General features: G+C 42.2%; 15 protein-coding genes. 6 read left to right on the top strand and 9 right to left on the bottom strand.

The annotated features are described in order from the left end of the window. Positions 1-26 precede the first annotated feature (26 nt). The 7 genes from B4G94_RS23125 to B4G94_RS23095 all read right to left on the bottom strand — a co-directional run bounded on the left by B4G94_RS23125 (position 27) and on the right by B4G94_RS23095 (position 11,060). Positions 27-1,616 (bottom strand): RagB/SusD family nutrient uptake outer membrane protein, encoded by a 1,590-nt coding sequence (locus B4G94_RS23125; protein WP_286862288.1) that lies wholly within the window; start codon positions 1,614-1,616, stop codon positions 27-29. A 19-nt stretch (positions 1,617-1,635) separates the two neighbouring features. After that, entirely contained in the window at positions 1,636-5,022 is a 3,387-nt protein-coding gene (locus B4G94_RS23120; protein WP_286862287.1) for a TonB-dependent receptor, read from the bottom strand. 113 nt (positions 5,023-5,135) lie between these two features. Continuing rightward, a complete protein-coding gene (locus tag B4G94_RS23115; protein ID WP_286862286.1) occupies positions 5,136-6,296 on the bottom strand; it encodes a FecR family protein in 1,161 nt (386 codons plus the stop codon). A gap of 74 nt (positions 6,297-6,370) precedes the next feature. Continuing rightward, positions 6,371-6,991: an RNA polymerase sigma-70 factor gene (locus B4G94_RS23110; protein WP_286862285.1), complete on the bottom strand. Its 621-nt coding sequence runs from the start codon at positions 6,989-6,991 to the stop codon at positions 6,371-6,373. A 375-nt stretch (positions 6,992-7,366) separates the two neighbouring features. Continuing rightward, entirely contained in the window at positions 7,367-9,022 is a 1,656-nt protein-coding gene (locus B4G94_RS23105; protein WP_286862284.1) for a hypothetical protein, read from the bottom strand. Positions 9,023-9,059: 37 nt separating this feature from the next. After that, positions 9,060-9,221: a hypothetical protein gene (locus B4G94_RS23100; protein WP_286862282.1), complete on the bottom strand. Its 162-nt coding sequence runs from the start codon at positions 9,219-9,221 to the stop codon at positions 9,060-9,062. Positions 9,222-9,545: 324 nt separating this feature from the next. Continuing rightward, positions 9,546-11,060 (bottom strand): hypothetical protein, encoded by a 1,515-nt coding sequence (locus B4G94_RS23095; RefSeq protein ID WP_286862281.1) that lies wholly within the window; start codon positions 11,058-11,060, stop codon positions 9,546-9,548. Between the two features lie 304 nt (positions 11,061-11,364). Here B4G94_RS23095 and B4G94_RS23090 point away from each other — a divergent pair, with 304 nt between their 5' ends. Continuing rightward, positions 11,365-11,751 (top strand): helix-turn-helix domain-containing protein, encoded by a 387-nt coding sequence (locus B4G94_RS23090; protein ID WP_165308703.1) that lies wholly within the window; start codon positions 11,365-11,367, stop codon positions 11,749-11,751. Between the two features lie 76 nt (positions 11,752-11,827). Here B4G94_RS23090 and B4G94_RS23085 read toward each other — a convergent pair whose 3' ends face one another. After that, positions 11,828-12,007 (bottom strand): hypothetical protein, encoded by a 180-nt coding sequence (locus B4G94_RS23085; protein WP_165308702.1) that lies wholly within the window; start codon positions 12,005-12,007, stop codon positions 11,828-11,830. A gap of 565 nt (positions 12,008-12,572) precedes the next feature. Here B4G94_RS23085 and B4G94_RS23080 point away from each other — a divergent pair. Next, on the top strand, positions 12,573-12,851 hold the full coding sequence (locus B4G94_RS23080) for a CBU_0592 family membrane protein (RefSeq protein WP_165308701.1): 279 nt from the start codon (positions 12,573-12,575) through the stop codon (positions 12,849-12,851). Here the strand turns inward: B4G94_RS23080 and B4G94_RS23075 are convergent. Further along, a complete protein-coding gene (locus B4G94_RS23075) occupies positions 12,828-13,433 on the bottom strand; it encodes a TetR family transcriptional regulator (protein WP_286862278.1) in 606 nt (201 codons plus the stop codon). The two genes, B4G94_RS23080 and B4G94_RS23075, sit on opposite strands and share 24 nt — an antisense overlap. 377 nt (positions 13,434-13,810) lie before the next feature. Between B4G94_RS23075 and B4G94_RS23070 the strand changes: the two genes are divergently transcribed. From B4G94_RS23070 to B4G94_RS23055, 4 genes are read left to right on the top strand one after another with little or no spacing between them, the layout of a single operon-like run. Beyond that, the gene (locus tag B4G94_RS23070; RefSeq protein ID WP_286862277.1) at positions 13,811-17,089 is read left to right on the top strand and encodes a SusC/RagA family TonB-linked outer membrane protein; all 3,279 of its coding nucleotides are present in this window, start codon (positions 13,811-13,813) and stop codon (positions 17,087-17,089) included. A gap of 19 nt (positions 17,090-17,108) precedes the next feature. Continuing rightward, positions 17,109-18,920, top strand: a complete 1,812-nt coding sequence (locus B4G94_RS23065; protein WP_286862275.1) for a RagB/SusD family nutrient uptake outer membrane protein — start codon at positions 17,109-17,111, stop codon at positions 18,918-18,920. A gap of 27 nt (positions 18,921-18,947) precedes the next feature. Further along, positions 18,948-19,811 (top strand): metallophosphoesterase family protein, encoded by an 864-nt coding sequence (locus tag B4G94_RS23060; RefSeq protein WP_165308698.1) that lies wholly within the window; start codon positions 18,948-18,950, stop codon positions 19,809-19,811. A 32-nt stretch (positions 19,812-19,843) separates the two neighbouring features. Continuing rightward, a complete protein-coding gene (locus tag B4G94_RS23055; protein ID WP_286862274.1) occupies positions 19,844-20,713 on the top strand; it encodes an endonuclease/exonuclease/phosphatase family protein in 870 nt (289 codons plus the stop codon). Positions 20,714-20,792 lie beyond the last annotated feature (79 nt).

Genomic DNA, 20,792 nt, shown 5'->3' with positions numbered 1-20,792 from the left:
TTTCTCCAGCTGATGGCTACGATGCACTAATTAGGATAACCCGGGTTTTGCCCGAGGTTGTTGTTTACATCCGTTTCCTTTCTGGGAATAGGCCAAAGATAATCCCTCCCGGCATCAAATGTTCTGGACTCTGCCTCAACATGATCACCTGAAAGGGTCAAAGCTCCTGTTTTTGGATCGACTTTTCCCAGACGAGTACCATATACTTTTCCTTCGCGTACCAGCGGTCCTATTTTCCAGCGTTTAATGTCAAACCATCGCAAACCTTCCAAAGCAAATTCTACTCTTCGTTCTCTTCTTACCAGTTCGCGCATGGCTGTTTGACCGGCATAGACAGACCGGTCCACTTTAGGCATTCCGGCCCGTTGCCTGACCGCATCAATTGCATCATATACACTGTTGTCTATGGCTCCGGTTTCGATTTTAGCCTCGGCATAGGTCAGCAGCACTTCTGCATAACGGATGACAATCATGTTCAGGCCTGTATTCCATATATCATCATAGTCAGATAAATCGGAAGTGAATTTTTTGTATAGGTATCCAGTTTTGGAATTATTTCCACCATTGTAGTAATCGCCCGAATTGCTCTCTATCGGGTTATAATATTTCCCCTCATAAAGCTGTCCCGGAAAGACAATCGACGCACTTAAACGGGGATCCCGATTTTTATAGGGTTCCTTTTCATCATAGCCTGAATTGAGTTCAGCAATGGTCTTTCCATTACTCATTTCATAAGAATCTACTAAAGCCTGAGTGGGGCATAGCGAGCCCCATCCACCGAGGGTTGAAGAGGGCATGACGCCCAGGTTTGAATTGGGATGGTCATTTGCCCGGTATTGAATGTCCAGAATAACTTCACGATTGTTTTCATTCTTTATACGGAAAAGATCAGCGTAGGAAGAAAAGAGTGAATATCCCAACGCCATAATCTGCTCGCTTGTCGTAATGCAGTCAGCGTACCGTGCAGTATATAACTCCAGACGGGCTTTTAGGGACAGCGCAGCACCCCGGGTGATCTTTCCCACCTCACTGCCCGAATAGCTTACCGGCAGTTCCGGTGCTATAGCCCCGAGTTCATCCAGCACAAACTGCTGTACCTCGGTAACGAGGGTTCTGTTAATGGTATTGGCCTCTTCCTGGCTGAGCATTTTGGTAGTCAAAGGGACGTCGCCATAAAGCTGCGTCAAGGTGTAATATTGATACGCACGGAGGAAACGGGCTTCTGCTTTCATCTGTGTTTTCTTTGCCTCATCCATCGGGGTCTGGTCTACATTTTCCAGAAACCAGTTGCATTTCAGGACAGCCGAATAGGCCGGGCTCCATCGGTCGGTTCCGTAGGGGTCGGAAGGACTGGCACTGCCGTTTCCCAAGCTGGTATAGCCTTCCCAGTAATACTGGCTGTATGCGTTGTCCGAAATGGCATCCATATAGAGGATCTGGTAATTATCATCCCAACTGCTGTATACACCGTTCAGGGCTGCCTGGGCATCCGCTTCGGAAGACCATAGGGAAGAGTTGCTGTAGGCATCTTTGGGGTTTTTGTCTAGAAGGTCCTTCTGGCATGCCGGAAGCAAACCGACAAGGACAAAAAATAAGAGATATGTGTGTTTTTTCATGTTGATTACGCTTTGGATATTAAAAAGTTACGTTCAAACCTATGGTGTGGAGTTTCACCTGCGGATAGTAATATATGCCACTGCTATAGGATGCCTCCGGGTCGATCCAGTCGTAAAGTCCGCTGAAGGTCAGTATGTTCTGGCCGCTATAATAGATGCGTGCCCGGCTAACACCCAGTTTTTTTGCCAGGTTCGTAAAATTATATCCCACCTGGAGATTCTTTAACCGTATGTAGGATCCATCTTTCACCCAGAAGGAAGACGGGCTGTCTATGCCACTGTTCTGTGTCTGAGAATATAAAATTCGTGGAAGCGAAGCTCTGGGATTATCAGGCGTCCAGGAGTCTAATAACGCTGAAGTAGGTTTTCCTGCACCATCACTTACTCCGCCTAGTTTTCCTTCCAGATAAGTTTTTACGCTGGCAGCTCCCTGGAAGAAAAGGGTCAGGTCGAAATTTTTATACGATCCGCCCAAGGTTAGCCCAAAAGTGGTTTTCGGATAGAAGTTGCCCAGATACTGCTTATCATCGCTGTCGATCACATTGTTGCCATCCAGATCCTTGTATTTCAGGTCTCCGGGGGCGGTACGGTCGCTTTGTACAGCATGGTTTTTGACCTCTTCTTGTGACTGGAAAATCCCCTCGGCTATAAAGCCATAAAGCGAATTGATGGGGTAGCCTACATCCCGGAAGGTCGTATTTGCTAGCTGTCTGCCTGTCCCATGGAGATCGGTAACCTTGTTGTCAATAAAGGAAATATTAAACGATCCGTTGTATGAAAAATCGTCTTTCCGATCTTTATAGGAAAGCACAAATTCCCAGCCCTTGTTTTCTACAGCTCCTGCATTCTGGATGGGGGGGGTAAGCCCGTAGACGGCGCTCACCGGCACGTCAAGTAACATATCATTGGTTTTTCGGTTAAACCAATCGATGGTCAGGTCTAATTTGTTCTGTAGAAACGATGCATCGATCCCGGCTCCGTAGGTAGTGGTACTTTCCCATTGTATATCTTTGTTGGCTCCTTTGGTAGGTGCCACACCCGCTGCGATGGTAGAGGAGGTCCCCCCAAAAGTATAATTCTGCTCAGCACTGATTGTGGTAATATAAGGGTAGTAGCTCAGTACCTCCTGATTGCCCAGTTTACCCCAGGATCCGCGGACCTTGAGCGCTGGTATGATTTCTTTTAAAGGTTTAAAAAATTCTTCTTTACTCAGGTTCCAACCAGCGGAGAATGAAGGGAAGGCACCCCATCGATTGTCGGGAGCAAAGCGGGAAGTCGCATCGTAACGGAGGTTGGCCTCAAAGAGGTATTTTCCATCATAATCATAGTTCAACCGGCCGAAGTATGATCGTAGTCCCATTTCATAACCGTAGCCGGTAGCTACCTGCCCATCTGTTGATCCCAGGTTTATTTCACTCAGCTCATTATTGAGAAATCCCTGCCTATAAGCACTATTTTCAGTATATTGGGTAAGCTCCTGAAAATAACCGCCAAGTAGCTTGAAATTATGGTTGCCAAAGCTCCTGGTGTAGTCCAACAGCCCCTGTATGGTGGTTCGACGGAAGGTCGTATTTTTATCAGTGAGTTTGTTTGGTCCCTGATATCGGAGCTTGTCTCCTGCTGCATCGTAATACTGAATGTCAGCTATAAAGAACTTATTTTGTGCTATAGAAGATACAAAGCCCAGCGTAGGTTTAAAATGGAGTCCTTTTATGATTTCCCAATCGGCGCCGACATTTCCTACAAAATCATAATAATTTTCACGGTTGAAAGAGGGGGATTCGAGCCAGGCAAGCGGATTTCCATCCGCAATGCTTCCATAGTGGCCATTTTCATATTTATATGGAATCATTGGGACAATTCGGTTGATTTGACGTACCACCTGAGTGAATCCCGATACCCCTGGCATGCTTGATTGCGGTTCCTGTAGTGGCGAGTAAGTATAAGCAAAATTACTATGTACTTTCAACTGGTCGTTGACTTTCGATTCTAGATTAAAACGTGAAGTATAGCGCCTTGCATTTGTTTTTTTTATAAGACCATTTTGATCAAAATAGCCCAGCGAAAGCATATATCGAGATTTGTCGTTTCCACCGTTTATGCCCAGGTAATGATTTTGTTGTACCCCATTTCCCTTATACGCAAGATCCAGCCAGTCCGTATTGGGATAATTATAGGGGTCAGATCCATTTTTGAATTTTTCAATTTCTTCTTCCGTATAACGAGGTTGTTTTCCTTCATTGCGGAGCGCTTGATTGTAGAGTCCTGCGGCTTGCCAAGATGGCAGGTAGTCAAAAATGCCAGTTGCACTTTGTTTGCCGACATAGGTGTTATATGTAAGGATAGTTTTTCCCTCTTTACCTTTTTTCGTCGTGATTAAGATTACTCCGTTGGCTGCACGGGAACCATAGATAGCAGCAGAGGCTGCATCTTTCAATACAGATATACTTTCGATATCATCAGGGTTAACATTGTTCATGGTAGAGATCATTCCATCGACTACGACCATTGCGCCAGCATTGTTCAGTGTTCCAATACCACGCACTCGAATTGTGGCTGCATCACGTCCCGGTTGACCAGAATTTGCGGCGGTAACAGTGACTCCAGCCATTGTTCCTTGCAGTGCATTGCCCACGCTTGTAACAGGGCGGTCGGTCAGCTGTGAAGCACGAACAGTCGAGACTGCCCCAGTTAGATTTTCTTTGCGCTGCTGGCCAAATCCGACGATAACCACTTCCTGAAGATTCGCCTCGTCCGATTGCATGGTGACATTGATCGCATGTTTTCCACTGGTTGCTATCTCCTGAGGTTTATAGCCTATATAACGAAAGACAAGAATACCATCGTTGGGTATTTTCAGTTGAAATTTTCCATTTGCATCGGTCGTTGTTCCAATTCCAGTATTCCCTTTTAACACGATACTGACCCCAGCCAATACTTTTGAAGAATCACGGACAGTTCCTGAGATTATAAGTTCCTGTATTTTATAGGCTGGAACAATACTTTCTTTCATTTGGACGATGATGGTTTTATTCTTTATTGTATAAGTAATGGGCTGATCAGCAAAACACAGGTCAAGAGCTTTTATCAGTGTTACATTACTTACAGTTAGGTCTACTGGTTTACTTTTCTCCAATACATCGTTTTTGTAGACAAAATCATAGCCAGTCTGCTGTTTGATAGTGCTGAATATAGTCAGTAGTGTGGCATTTTTCTTATTAAGGGTTACTTGTTGACCATTTACGGCCAATGAAGACTGTAAGAAGGCAATTGTTAACAGGATACTGGTTAGGCATAACTTTATAAAGCCTTTTTTTAAGATAGACCCATATGTCTCGCTTATTAGCTCATAAAAGTCTTCGACATTGGGATGGGGAGAACAGTCTCCCTTGGAATTTTTTAACATCTTTTTATATTTAGGGTTAAATCAATTGAAATTAATTTGGCTACATCCAGTTTGTATAAAGCAATAGGGCAATTCCAATTTACAATGTGGATGATTCATAGGTTGTTTTTTGTCTAGCGTGTAACCATAATCCTCCTTCCTTTTAGGTTGAAGTGAATTCCGGTTAACTTGAGTACTTCCAATACCTCCTTGATATCTTTTGAGCGGGAGATCGACCCTCCAAACTTTATTTTGCCAATATTGTCTTCGTAGCTAACCTCCACATCATACCAGCGTGATATCTGCCGCATAATTTCTTCCAAAGGCGTTTCATCAAATGTGAAATCACCCTGTTTCCAGGCAATAGCTTGCGAGACATCGATCTGTTGAATACTTAAATTTTTACCATTGAGTACGCTCTGTTGTCCCGGCTTTAATATTTTTGGAGAAGCCTGTTCGCTCGAAGATACTTGTACACTACCCTCTATCAGTGTTGTTTTTACGTTTTTTTCATCTGGGTATGCTTTAATATTAAAGGTTGTTCCTAGTACGACCAATTGCTGTCTGTCCGTTTCAACGATAAAGGGAACTCTTTCTGTTTTTGTACCTTTAATTACTTTTTTAGCCACTTCAAAGTATGCTTCTCCCTCAAGTTTGACCCATCTTTCGCTACCAGAAAAGTTTGTCGGAAAGGTTAGCGAAGAAGATGCGTTGAGCGATATCTTAGTTCCGTCAGAAAGCAACAGACGAAATTGTCCGCCCCTGGGAACGGTGATCGTATTGGTTCCCAGCCCTTGCTTTGGCCCTTTCAAGTTGCTATAGTCCAATACTCCCATTTCTGATATTTGAACTGCCCCCGCGGTCGCATGCGCTATATTTTCTGAGGTGGTGCTATCAAGATATATGGTCCGACCATCGGCAAGCCGAAGTTTAGCCTTGTCTGATCCCGGTCTAATAACCAAATTCTGCGGTTCTTTTTCGTTTGTTCTGGTTTGATAGAATACCAATGAGCAGACCCCCAAAATAACAACAGCCACAGCGACCGTAGCCATCAATGGTCTGAGAAGAAACAGAAATGGTTTATGTGTTTTTTGATCTTCGGCAGTTCTTGTATCGATCTTTTTCCATAACATATACGCTCGTATTTTTTTATTACCATGTAGGGATTCATCCCAATCTTCTGTCTGGGGTTCGATATGCTCGTAAAATGAAAAGAGTTGTTCATCTTCTTGCTTGCTCGTTTTGTTTTTAAGGTATTTTTTAATGATGCTCTGTATGGTCTTGCTCTTTTTCATATCTGTATTATATTGTATGTGCAAAAAAAAAGCACCAACCCCTAAGAGCTGATGCTTTTTTTGTTTGTAGTGAATTATCTGAAAAAACCGAGCGTTGCCAACAATAGCATTGGCAATGTCCAGGGAGATAGGTATTTTCTCATTTTTTTGATGGCGATCGTTATTTGGTTTTCAACGGTTTTTATAGAAATGTTGAGCCGCAGTGCTATTTCTTTGTTACTCAGATGTTCCTGTCGGCTTAAGTGAAATATTTCACCACATTTTTCAGGTAGTCTCTCGATGCCACTTTTTAGCGCCTCTTCGATTTCTTTATTATCTCTTTGTGAATTGAAAAAATCGGCCGGTAGGGTACTTAGTTCCATGACAAAACTGTTTCTGCACTTTTTATCGTTAATGCAGCGGAAAACCTGAAAACGTACAGCTGTAAATAAATATGCTTCTAAATTTTGGATCGCTAGGGACGACCGTCGCATCCAAAGTTGGCAGAATATCTCCTGGACGATATCTTCACACACTTGTTTGTCCCGAATTATATTGTACGCAGCGAGATACAATCTATCCCAAAAGCGGTTGTACAGCTTTTCAAAAGCTATCTTTGACCCGCCACAAAGCGCTCCGATAAGTATGGTGTTTTCATGTTGTTGAATATCCTTCTTTTCTAAATCTGATAAATAAACATTATGAATAATTTCCATAGCATTTGAATGATTATTAGTTTTTCTGTACAGTTATTAAGGCGCTGGTTGATAACTGGAAGGCGATCTGAGGTGAGCATTTTGCTGATTGGCCAATTTAACTGGCTGTCGCGCTCATATGTTGTGCCCAGATCAGATAGGTTTTTGTATTAGCAGAGCCAATTAGTGGGATTAGCAGTCTTAATTGATTTTATAATATTGTCAAACACTGGTTTGTATTGATAAGTGAAAATCTTTAGGAAGACGTCACTAAGGGCATTTAAAAGTCAATAGATAATAAAAAGCAACCTATTAAATAGGTCGCTTTTTACCGTTATCTGTAAGGAACGCCTCCCCGCTAGATAACTTTATTAACCATTAAAAAGAACGCGCAAATTAATTTCTTACACAACGGACGTTTTTCAGCTGAGTTTCTACTAAATCCACGCCAATTACTGACACATTGAGTAAGCTAGCTGTAAGGTCGTCATTGTGAATATTGAAAGCACCTCTATCGGCATGATAATACCATGCACCGAAGCCAAATAAGCCGCCAAGGTTTACTCCCGATGTACCTGTCCATAATTCGGCACGGTTACCATAATTGGCCAGGTTGATCTGTAATATACCATTGACAAAAGCGAATGAGTCACTGCCACCGTTAAAGTTAAAATGAAGCTTGTTGCTTGGATAAGGAGCGGCCGTACCACTTGCATCATACTCAAAATAACCACGGTTATTGACTGACCCGTAAGTCGTTTGCTTACCGCCAATTCCTAATAGTCCAGTGAGCTTTCTGAAATCGCTTTCACTCGCCTGGCGCCATACGCCAGTAGGATACACCTGAGCACAAGGATCACTATTTACGCCAAATTGATCCGGAACAAGGCCTTTAAAAGAGAAGTATGTATTTCTGGCATTGGAGTGCGCATACGTATGGTGAAAACGATAAGGGTTGTGTCCGGCTTGGTAATAAATGTTTTGTCTCGCCCATCTGGTCCCTTCCACTGTCAATGGAGATTCTATCAAGTTGACCAGCAAACGGTGACTGTTTCCTAATACTGGAGTGATGTTGAATGAAAAGTTGACAGGAGTCGCTGAAAATTGACGGGTGGAGTTGTCATCAATCTTTAAAGCTAGATTGGAGACATTCACTTTGATCCCGCCTGTTACTGCCGCTGGATCCGCTGTGTACGTATAGGCGATTTTAGCATCTTGATAGAGAGCATTAATGTCCTTAAAGTCGACAAATGGGATTTCGTGGTCGGCGGCGACAAGATCACTTAAGGTGCCGCTGGCGATATCAATCGATGCTGTTTTGATTCCGGCTACTGCGACCTTTGCTCCGGTCATATTTGCAAACATCCCTTGTGTATTTAATTCTATACCAAGTCGTGCAAATTTGTGGTTAAACATGATATTGATTGGCACATTTACACTTGTACCACCAGTTGGAACCGATACCTCACCCGATGTATATAAGATATCTTTTCCGCCGGGAAGGCTGATTTTAGTATTGGTAGGAGTAATCTCAGGGACATCATCGGTTGTATTGTACGAAAGTGCCACCCATTTATACGTTGTTCCTTGCGTCACATCAATAGTTCCCTGAGTTCCGGCAATAAACTGCTCCGAAGAAATCAATTGAGTTCCATCTTGTGAAAACAAGTATAGACGGTATTTTACCCCATTTTCTATAGCAGCAGCTCTTGTTGAGCTACCGCTAGTTGAAGCTGCTTTAGTTAAAGATTGTGCTGCCTTAAATGGTATGTTATTATCTGTCTGTAGGACAGCATCAAATTCTGGAAATTCCAATACTTTGGTATTCCCTGAGTTTGACGCAGCCACTTTTGCTTGCGAACCCTTTGTCGATATAGATTGACTCTCATCAATACCCGACACGTTCAACATTAATTTTGTCCCCTCGACTTTAGCTGTTTCTTCGACTTGTTCCTTGTCTTTCGAACAACTTGAAAAGGTACCACTTCCTACTAGCAAGAATGCAATGGAAGCAATGGTCCAATTTAATTGCTTTTTATATAATACTCTCATAAAAATCTTAATTTTGTAGTTTTTTAATAGCTTAATTTTATAAATCTCCATTACCACTACCATCCGAACCATCGCCCCAATCGCCTACACCAGGGTTAGGGGTACCTGTTCCTCCAGAACCAGCAGCAATCCCTTGCTCCAGTTCGATTGTAAGCACGCTGATAGTAGGTGCTTCATAAGTTCTCTTTTCTGTTTTCATTTTGAATTATTTAAGTTTTAAATCATTGTTAATGATTAGTCGTTGGATTCAAATACATGGCCGAGCTTTTCCGGGAGCAGGGCAAGTCCTTGGAAATCCGATACAAACATGAATATTTTATGAGATAGAAATGAAAAATCAGCCCCCCCAAGGACTACTCTTGTTTTGATAAGTTTCTGTTTTTGAGCGCTTTAATTTTAATTCAAGGTGTTGGGTCGCGCTTGGGGAGCCTGCTGTTTATTATTTATTATCGAAAATATTTTAATATTTTATGATGATAAATAATTCTGAACAGATCTGGAGTTGATTTTTTAGGGGGATTTCTTAACCTTCCGTTGGAGGATTGTCGTCTACACGGTTGCGGAGCCAAAGGATAAGGTCTTCCTCTGGCGCAAGTCCCAGCTTTTTTCGCAGGTTATAACGATTATTTTCAATTGTTTTGGTTGCTTTGAAAGTATAATCTGCAATTTCTTTTGTTGAAAACCCCAGATAGATATAAGCACATAGGATTAATTCAGAGGATTTGAAATTTGCATCGATGCACAGCATTCTTTTTAAGAATTTCGGATGGACCTCTTGAAAGCGTGCCCAAAATGTGGGTGAATTTTTCTTTGCTAATTCAATAATCTCCGAAAATGATTCATTCACCTTAAGTTCCAGGGTCTCTATAAGCTGTTTCTTTTGTGCTATCTCGATTTTCTGTGCGGATAAGAGCTTTTTCTTTTTTTGCTTGTACTCCCTATATTTCCATAGAAAAAGCATTAAAGTGACCAACAGAGCTATACAGAGAACTATCTTTAATTGATTATCTCTATTTTTTATTGTTCTTTCTTCTTTTTCGATATTGTCTAATATAGCCTGCACCCTTTTTCTATTGTTATTCTCGTCAATCAATCTTTCAGAAGCAGATAACCTAAGGTATTTTTCTCCCTCTTCGTACCGATTGATTTTATTGTAACTCTTCGATATTTTTAGGTACAAGTCTGCAGAGGTAGACTTGTTCCATATCCTTTTCTGCTTGTCAGCGATAGCGAGTAAATAAAATTCAATGGCTTTTTCTGTTTTCCCCATCTGCATATAGTAATCTGCATATAATTCAAGAAAGAGGGCGAGCGGCCTATCGTCTACTATTGCCTGTTGATGGGCCAGCTGAATAAAAGGAAGAGCTTCCTTGGGTTTTAACTGTTCAATGTAGGTCATCGCCTTGTAATAGAATAGATTTGCTTTTACTTTGTAGATCTTTTTAAGGCTATGATAAACCGTGTCTGGAATCGTTTTTGCATGTTTCAGTGCTCTATCAAGGTACTGGTGGGCAGGGAGATAGTCGTTGATTATTGTGTACGAAAGCCCTAGAGAAGCAAGACTGAGCGCTGCGATCATTACGGATTCCGGATCTTTTCTTGACATTGTTAGATCTATCACTTCCTGATGCTGTTTCGCCTGCTGTTTATAGAGATGAAGTCGTGAGTAATGATAGCCTTTTAGGGACAGGAAGCGGGCTTTTAATAGATTATTACCCCTTGTAGCATCTTCTTTTAGCCCTTTTTCAATGAATGGAAATGATTTTTCATATTCTTCCAATATGTTTAGGCTATGGGCGATATAATAATAAGTTTCAGCCTTCCTTTTTGAATCATTTGTCTTTTCAGCAATTAAACTGGCAGTTTTGGCATATTCCAAGGATTTGAGACCATCGCTGTCCAGCAAGTTGTCTGCCTGCTGTAACAGGTCATCAATTTTGGAGTTTTCTTCTTGACCGCGACTACAAGAAACGATAAGTAGTGCACAAATAAATAATGATAAAAATTGAAGATCGTTACTTAAAAATCTGTTTAACATAGTTATAGATAGATATTCTTAAATATTAGTATTTATTTCAAAGATATTTTCAGCTATTTGATAGCCTTTTTATCGCCTATATACATTCGAATAAAGAATAAAGTGCAATGCCGTTCAATATCTATAAAGATATAAAAGACAAGAGCCGAATGGTTGACCTTGTACTTTATGGGCAATACTTTAGCTATTTTATTGTATTAAAATATCAATAGTAGTTATGTTTTTTGTAAATTGGTGCCATAATAAGGGGCCTTGAGCCTGGTTTTCCTTTAGATCATTATACAGTCCTTTTTCCAAAAATCAGATGAAAGAAAGTCAACATGAACTAGTCAAAAGGGGTACAGAAATTACAGAGCGGTATTTTGAGTTTTTGAACCAACATATTGATGATGTTGTGTCGGGTAGAGTCATAGAGTTTATGGAAATTAACGAGATCGCATCCGCACTTTTCCTTTCCCATACCCATTTAACCGATACACTACAAAAAGAAACAGGAAACCATCCTTGTCATTTTTATGATCTAAAAATTATAGAAACGGCAAAGGAATTACTTTCATCTTCCACCAGACCCATAGCTGAGATTGCACGCTTGCTGACTTACGACCCCTCCAATTTCTCCAAGTTCTTTAAAAAGTTTGTCGGGAAAACGCCCGGACAATATCGTACAGATCTAAAAAACGAAAAAATTTAAAACCTCAGTATAAAACAAATGACTTCTTGTTATTACAGCTCTCCCCTCCAGCGATAAACTAAATAGCTGAATACTGCTAGTTCACATTTTTGGATTTGTTTCTTACGTGCTTTCGTAACCAGGCTATAATAGTTCGTCTGTCGGGAATGTTATATTTTTCCATGGCTTCTTCGAGGAATAGTTCTCCCTTTACGATAGAAAGAACGATCAGTTCCTTATTCTCTTTAGAATAGCGGTTAGCAGGATTCTTTTTCATAATTTTTATAACAATACTGATTAAAATAGTTAAGCTGCCTTATTAAATAACATGACAGTTGGCTCTGTGAAAATTCTGAGAAGTATCACAAAAGTACTACAAAATTGAAAAGTTTTTTTTGGGGGGTGAAAAAACTCACCCCCCAAGAACTACCCTAGGAAGTTTAATCTTCTAGTATTTAGTTATTTTAGGCTATTAATATGGAAATAGTCGAATTTTTGGCTACATCATATTTAACAGAACTTGAACCCTCTACTCAAAGCGATATATATGAAATTACAACGCACATTGGTGAACAGTGATTCTGAAATAGGCTCATGAACAGCAATTTGCCTTATAAACAGGATTGACAAATAAATTTATTTGTCCGGATATTAAATAAAACGGGTTACGAATGCTACTATAAATTGGAACTGTGCTGTAGGATTGTTTTAGTGCAAACACCCCAGCATTTAGTTGATTATCTAAATGTTGGGATTTAACATTGGTAAACGTATCTTTGTTTAAGTGTTAATCCTATTCCTTTTTTTGATGACTTTGATTGATGTTATTAATTTGTGTGAAAATGAATGAAGATACCATTACAATAATCGGTTGGCTGGGGTTTATTTTCTGCTCCCTGGCATTTTTGCTGCTCAATTTGAAAGCGCTGAAGTTCGATAGTTTACCCTACCAGATATTAAATGTGTTAGGTGGGACCGGATTGGTCATCAGTGCATTTTATTTTGCTGATACTCCCAATCTAGCCGCCAATTTGGTGTGGGTACTGATCGCTCTGTTCGGCGTGATCCGGTATTCCAGACAACTATCCAAAAGAAATTCAAGTCATACTACGAAGACCTAACAGGTGAAATGCTTGCGTTTTGTAGCTCGTGATCTTTTTATTGAATGCTTTGTTGTCTGTCGACATACTCAGATAAAAATAGGCTCCATCGATCAAAGCGAAGATAAGATCTGCCGCCCTTTGCGGATCATCCACCTCAACAAGATTCAAAACTTTGCATCGCTCTATGAGTTCAGCGAGTGATAACCTTAGTTTATCGGTCAGGTTGCTGTACATAACTTTCACTTTTTTGTCACGGAAAGCCAGTGCATAACAGCTATAAAATAGTCCGTCATCAAAAAGATTATTCCATTTTCTTGAAAATAAGTCCTCTAAAACCGCTGTCAGCGCTTTCTGCGGAGGGACGTTAATGTCATTGCCTACCTTGTAAATTAACAGGTATTTGTCAAGGAGATAATCTATAAGTGCATAAGTTAACTCTTCCTTGGTCTGAAAATAGTGGATTATCAAACTTGGATTGATATCCATGACCTTGGCAATCTTTGCAATGGATGTATTTTCCAGGCCTTCTTTCTTTGCCACTTTATAAAAGATCTTTATAATTTCTAACTGACGGGTTTCTTTAAGGCTTTTTCTTCCCATAATAATGTTTAATATGAAACGAAAATATAAAAAATCATATTAGAAATCTTTTTTTTTATTGAATGTATATATATTCAATAAATCAATCCAACTCCGATATACATTTTCGTATAAGAAACTTGGTGAACTTTATTTGATTTTTTCTCTTTAGGATAGGGTTTTACCTAGCTTATTCAAGTTATTGATTTCTTGTTTTGTGATTTGCCTGTCTGCAAATATGGCTCATAATCTGACTTTTCGAATTGTAAATTCTTAACCGTGCACTGCGTTTAATGAATTCATAACACTCCATTTAAATTAAGTTCATGAGGGGATCCTAATATTGTAAATTGAATAAACGTTCAAACAATATATTCTGAAAAATCCAAAATGAAATTATGAAAAGAATACAACAAAGTAAAATTCGATGCTGGCTTATCAGAGTTTGCATGGGTATGGCATTCACCTTGATACAGGTAGTGTGTCTCAACGCCATGGCGCAAAATCGCTTAGTGGGGAAGGTAACAGACCCGTCAGGTCAGGTATTAGCTGGAGCAACAGTCGCTGTGCAAGGGGGATCGTCAGCGGCGGCGACGGACGCTGACGGGCGGTATACACTGGAAGGTCTGAACGCCGGTATGACATTGGTGTTTAGTATGGTAGGCTATAAGGAGAAAGAGGTAGGGTACACCGGTCAACGGCAATTGGATATAGTTTTGGAATTCGACTCAGGGAACCTGGAAGAAGTCGTTGTTGTTGGTTATGGCACTCAAAAGAAAGTGAATCTGTCGGGGGCCGTAGACCAGGTCAGTTCCAAAGTATTGTCGGGGAGGCCGATTTCCAATGTTGCACAAGGCCTGCAGGGATTGGTCCCAAATCTGAATATAAGATTCAATTCGGGTGCACCGGGTGCTGCGGCAGATATTAATATCCGGGGTATTACTTCCATCAACGGCGGAGCTCCATTGATTTTGATCGACGGAGTACAAACCAGCTCAGCAGAGCTGAACCTGATCGCACCCCAGGATATAGAGAATATTTCCGTTATCAAAGATGCTTCTGCAGCAGCTATATATGGTGCCAGGGCAGCATTTGGTGTTATTCTGATAACTACTAAGAACGGTTCGGTTTCGGGGGCCTCAGTTAGTTATTCAAATAATTTTACCTGGAATACGCCGACCGTAATGGCCGATAAGATAACAGATCCGTATATTTTTTCAAGGTTGTTGCAGACCTCCACTGACAACACACCATGGAAAAACGTGAAATACAGTGACCAGTTCTACCAGTATGCAAGGGAACGTTCCGATGATCCCTCAATTGCTGGTGTAAGGATCAATCCTACAGCTCCCGGAGAATGGGAATATATGGGTAACAGGGACTGGACCCGTTATTTTCTTGACGACTTCAATTTTACGACAAACCATGATCTTGCGATCAGTGGGGTTAGTGAAAACAATAAGGCTCGCTATTACCTATCTGGCGGTTACAACCGTCAGAACAGCCCGCTGACATTAGCCGAGGATTTCTATGACAGGTACAGCCTACGGTCAAAGATAGATTACGACCTGACCAATTGGTTGAAGGTTGGGAACAATACATCGATGTCAAATGCACAGCGCAAATATCCAACACGACTGAACGTTTTTGATATCTATAACTATTTTCCTACGGACTACAATATCAACCCGGATGGCACCTGGGCAAATACAAGCGTGGGCAAAGCAGCAGCCGGCATCGTGGATGGTGGTAAAACGACCAACAAACAGGAGATTTTCCAGACCCAGTTCACTGCGGAGCTTTCTTTCTGGCAAAAGCTTCTCCGGATTAACGCGGACTATACATATCGACGTACGAGTGAGAATTACAATTCATACCGGACAAAGTACCTTATCGGATATGGTCCGAATGACATTCGCGAAGAGGGCGACAACGCTGCAACACGTGGCAGTGTATTCGACCATTACAAGGTTTTCAATATCTACGGTACATTAAATAAAGATATTGGGAAACATTCTTTATCCGCCATCGTCGGTTTTAACCAGGAAAGCTTCCGTAAGGAAGACTTTGAAGTCAGCAGGACCGGACTCATATCCAGTTCGTTCCCAACCATAAAATTAGCTACCGGTAATGCCACAGGCGATGAGAACATCGAGACATATGCCCTCCGCGGAGCATTCTATCGTCTCAATTATATTTACGATAACCGATACATCATGGAATTCAATGGCCGATACGACGGTTCCTCCCGGTTCCCAAAAGATAAACGCTTCGGCTTTTTTCCTTCCGGGTCGGTAGCGTGGCGGATGGATCAGGAACGTTTCATGGAGCCGATCAGAAGTACTGTGAGCAACTTGAAGTTACGAGCTTCTTACGGCTCATTGGGAAATCAGAATGTATCCAATTACGGCTACATTCCGTTTATGACGACGTCCTTGTCAGATTATCTAATCGGTGGAGCACGACCTTCCCATATCTCACCACCGTCATTGGTCTCTACAAACTATTCATGGGAAGTGGTGAACACGCTGAATTTTGGCGTAGACATCGGATTCCTTCAGGATAAATTTACGGCCGTGTTTGATATCTACACAAGAAATACAAAAGATATGTTGACCCTTGGTAAACAACTCCCGGCAATAATCGGAGCTAAGGAACCCAATGAGAATGCTGCGGATCTGAAAACAAAAGGATGGGAACTTTCCCTCGGCTACCGTGACAAATATATTGTGGGAGGTAGTCCGTTCAACTTGGAAACACGCTTTATCCTTTCTGATTCGCGCAGCGAGATCACAAGGTTTGACAACCCAAATAACAGCATCCTTCAATATTACAAGGGAATGCAGTTAGGCGAGATATGGGGCTTGCAGAGTGATGGGCTGTTTAAATCCACAGAGGAGATCGCTCAATTGGATCAGAAATCCATTATTCCCTGGGGTGCTTTGGAAATAGTTCCAGGCTGGCCAAAATACAGAGATCTGGACGGTAACCACACTATTGAGAAAGGCTATACCTTGGGTGACACAAAAGATCTTTCCATCATCGGAAACTCATCCCCCCGCTACCAGTTCGGGCTGGATGTCAACATGGGGTGGAAAAATATTGATTTCAGAATGTTTTGGCAGGGTATTGCTAAGCGCGATTATTATCCCGTTGATTACCTGTATTGGGGGAATTTCCAACAGCCCTATGGTAATATGTATGCACATTTGCTCGATTTCTACAGAGGAAGAGATGAAACCCCAGAAGAGCGGGCACGCCATTCGCAAGCCTATCTGGATGCGGGGCTGGCAGACAAAAATCTGGACGCACGTTTTCCCCACCTGCAGGGATGGCTCGCAGATGCCAACTTAGGTACCAGGATAGATAACGCCATGGGAACTGCAATTCCGCAGACAGCACATCTGCTAAATGCATCCTACCTGCGTCTTAAAAACTTGACTGTGGGCTATACCTTTCCCAGCGATTGGACAAAAAAAGCCGGAATAGCAAAACTGAGAGTATTTGCAACAGGGGAGAACGTACTTGAGTTCTCTGAATTGAAAAAGTTTTTCGATCCCGAAACAACAAATGCCAATATCAATGCTGATCCAACCAAGGCGGTAGGACGTACGGGTAATGGGATGACATATCCGTTCCAACGGAGCTATTCTTTCGGTATAAACCTAATATTTTAATTTCATCAATTGCAAGATCATGAAAAGAAAAAGATTTGCCAACTATTTTATCATAATGGCCATAATAGTACTTTCCTCGGCATGTAACGATGCTTTTTTGGAAAAGTTTCCTGAGACCGACATTGGCGCTGGAAGTTTTTTTAACAATGAAGGTGATTTGAACATGGCCATCTATAAGTTGTATGACTTCCCTTCAACAGGCATTTATACCGCAGATGCAGCAACTGACAATGCTTGGACTACAGGAAATACCGAATTAAAAACGATGATGATTTCCAGTCCGACTTCCGCAACGCTGACAAGTGGCTGGACCTGGGAACAGGTCCGGAACTGCAACTTCTTTCTGCAGCACTTCCGTCAGGCCAAGCTTTCAGAAGACCGACTGAAACATTTCGAAGGCCTGGGACGGTTTTTTAGGGCAAGGGCTTATGTGGTCAAAGTGAAACGCTACTCAGATGTACCATGGGTAGACCGGGTGGTGACACCAGAGGATAAAGATATTCTTTTTGCGCGTCGTGATACACGTGATATGGTGGTGGGCAAGATACTCGAAGATTATGAATTTGCCATCAACAATATCGACGAATCAGCTGCTGAAGGATCGGTGACCCGTTGGCTCGCAAAGGCTGATTTCGCCCGTTTCCTACTCTACGAAGGAACGTTCCGCAAATACCATCCTGAACTTAACCTCGCTGGTAGTGCGAAGGACCTACTCGCAAGAGCGGCTAAGCTAGCCCTGGATATCATAGAAAAGGGACCTTTCACCATACATAATACCGGCAAGCCCATGGAAGACTATGGTAGTCTTTTCGCTAATCCGAACCTCGGGGTGAACAAAGAGGTTATCTTTGCAAGATATTACCAAGCAAACCTTTTGAACGGCGATTCGGGAGAAGGTGTCTTTGGTAATTATGAGTATAATCCGGTAAAGGATATGTTGCAGAGTTATCTCATGAAAGATGGGACGTATTATAGTAATCAACAGAATTACCAGACATTCGAATTTTTAAAAGAGTTTGAGAATAGGGATCCAAGACTTTATCAGACTTATGCCTATCCGGGGTGGGTGTTGGTACGTAGCGGTACGTATTCCCGGGGAGCAGGTATCTATGTACAGCAGTTGGCCAATAACTTTTCTGGTTACCACCAGATCAAAGGATTTTATAACAGTACCAACCAGGATGAAAGAAATAACATGGATGTCCCACTCTACCGTCTGGCAGAGATTTTGCTGATTTATGCCGAAGCACGGGCAGAATTTGGACAATTGACACAATCTGACCTTGATATTTCGATCAATAAACTACGCAAGCGAGCCGGTTTACCCGATCTAACCCTGAACCCGCCAGTTGACCGGATACAGGCAGCCAAGTTTCCGAACATTACATCACCGCAACGTGCGGAAATCCTTGAAATACGTCGTGAGCGAAGAGTGGAACTAGCATTCGAGGGATTCCGGCATGATGACCTCATGCGCTGGGAGGTTGGTAAATTGGTAGAAAAAGAGCCGCAGGGAATCTATTTTTCGAGATTGGGCAAACATGATCTCAATGGTGACGGTGTTCCGGACATCATACTGCTGCCGGCATCTGAATCCATTCCCTCAAAACAAGAAAAAAACAGCCTTGGGATCCCGTTCATCTATTACCGTGTGGGAACCTTTGGCCAAGATGTGTCGTTATTTCTCAGTAGCGCAACCTCAGGGAATATTCAGGTTGTGCAGGATGCCGGGACATTTACAGTGCCGAAATACTACTACCGGCCAATCCCTCGGACACAGACGGGCGATGACCTGAATCCGAATCTTAAACAGATATTTGGCTGGGAATAATATAGAGGAAACAAATATTTTAACGCTATGAAATACATAAAATTTTTAATTATTTTGATTGCCTGTCTCAGCGCTGGATTCCAACTGACAGCGCAGGAAAAATTCTCTTTTGCATTCCTTACGGATATGCATGTAAACGGTAATCCGAAGAGCCGAAGCCTGGAAGGACTGAAACAGGCGATAAGGTCTGCGGAAGCCTCAGGTGCAGAATTCATTATTTCCGGAGGGGATAACGTGGACGTCGATGGAATGAAGGCTGAACGTAGGACTGATGCAATCAAACTATACAAGGATTATAAGAGCACCCTAGATGCTTCTTCCTTGAAATGGTATCTTACGATCGGCAATCACGACAGGTTCTGGTATGAAGGGAAGCCCTCAACCAACTACGGGACGGGGTTGTTCAGTTCGTATTTCGGTGAAACTTATTACTCATTTCAGCACAAGGGCTGGTTGTTCATCGTTCTCAATTCTGTACAGGTATGCGACGGGAAATACTGCATAGATGAGAAACAGAAACAGTGGCTGGCTGGCTTGCTTGCAAACACAGCTGCAGATCAGCCTATCGTGATCTCTACGCACGTTCCTTTCCTATCCCTGTATTATCCCGTGCTGGAAGGACGTTATACGGACGCAGATACCTTCAGCAATCAGAAGGAAATTTTTGATATGTTTTCCAAACACAACCTCAAACTTGTGCTGCAAGGCCATCAGCACCTCTATGAAGAAATCAAAGTAAAAGGTGTGCAGTTTATTACTGCGGGGGCAGTCAGCGCAAATTGGTGGGGCGGTGAATTCCACGGAACACAGGAAGGGTATCTAAAAGTCGACATAGACGGCAAAGATTTCAAATGGACCTACAAAGACTATGGCTGGGAAGTAAAAAAATAATGATGATTCATTCAATGATAAAAAGTCTTTTCATGATCTTGCTGCTCCTGTCATTCTATGGGGCAGCAGGTCAACAATTGAAGGTAATGACCTTCAATATCTGGCACGGCGGAAGGGAAACGGGTGAAGAGGCCGGCCCCCTGCGGGTTGTGGATGTCATCCGGGATTCGGGCGCTGATATTGTGGCCATGCAGGAAACCTATGGGTCTGGCGAGCGGATTGCCAAAGAACTGGGCTATCATCTATACCTCCGTAGCACGAATCTATCTATCTTGAGCCGGTATCCCATCGTGGATACTTTAGACGCATATGAACCGTTTAACAGTGGTGCCGTGACCATCAATGTTCAAGGCCAGCCTGTTGTTGTCGCCTGCAACTGGCTCAACTTTCCCTTCGATTATTGGGAAATGCTGGAAAAAAAGCAGGTAATTGATTCTGCCAAATGGATCCACGCGTTCGAAGGTGAGAAAAATACGGATATCCTGCGCGGAATACTTCATAAACTAAGCTCGTCCATCTCAAATTCGGAGGATGTGCCCGTTATTGTATGTGGTGATTTCAATAGTGGTTCACATTTGGACTGGATACAGGAGACCCGGCATTTAAATAGCGGTTACGTAATACCTTTTCCGGCAACTTTGTTGATGGAAAAAAATGGTTTTGTTGATGCCTTCCGCCAGATTCATCCAGACCCAGTAACACATAGGGGGATAACTTGGACACCTGTTAATCCCGCAGCACATCAGGATCGCATTGACTATATTTTTTATAAAGGATGCTCTTTACGTCCTATTGACGCTGAGGTCATCAATACTCACTCAGAGGTGTATCCTTCGGATCACGGTGCAGTTACCGTAACTTTCAGGATGCAGACTAGTTCGGATGATACGAGACGACCGTAGCCTCAAGAGACCTTCCTGTGACACCTCCTTTTATCAAGAAATTGTGAGGTGCCACAGGATCGTAATCGATGTTGCATTT

Origin of the sequence: Sphingobacterium sp. UBA7625 (genome assembly GCF_002484085.1) — a bacterium.
In the GTDB taxonomy this organism is placed as follows: domain Bacteria; phylum Bacteroidota; class Bacteroidia; order Sphingobacteriales; family Sphingobacteriaceae; genus Sphingobacterium; species Sphingobacterium athyrii.
The sequence above is the reverse complement of the archived record's forward strand: the minus strand, read 5'-3'. Positions and strand labels throughout refer to the sequence as shown.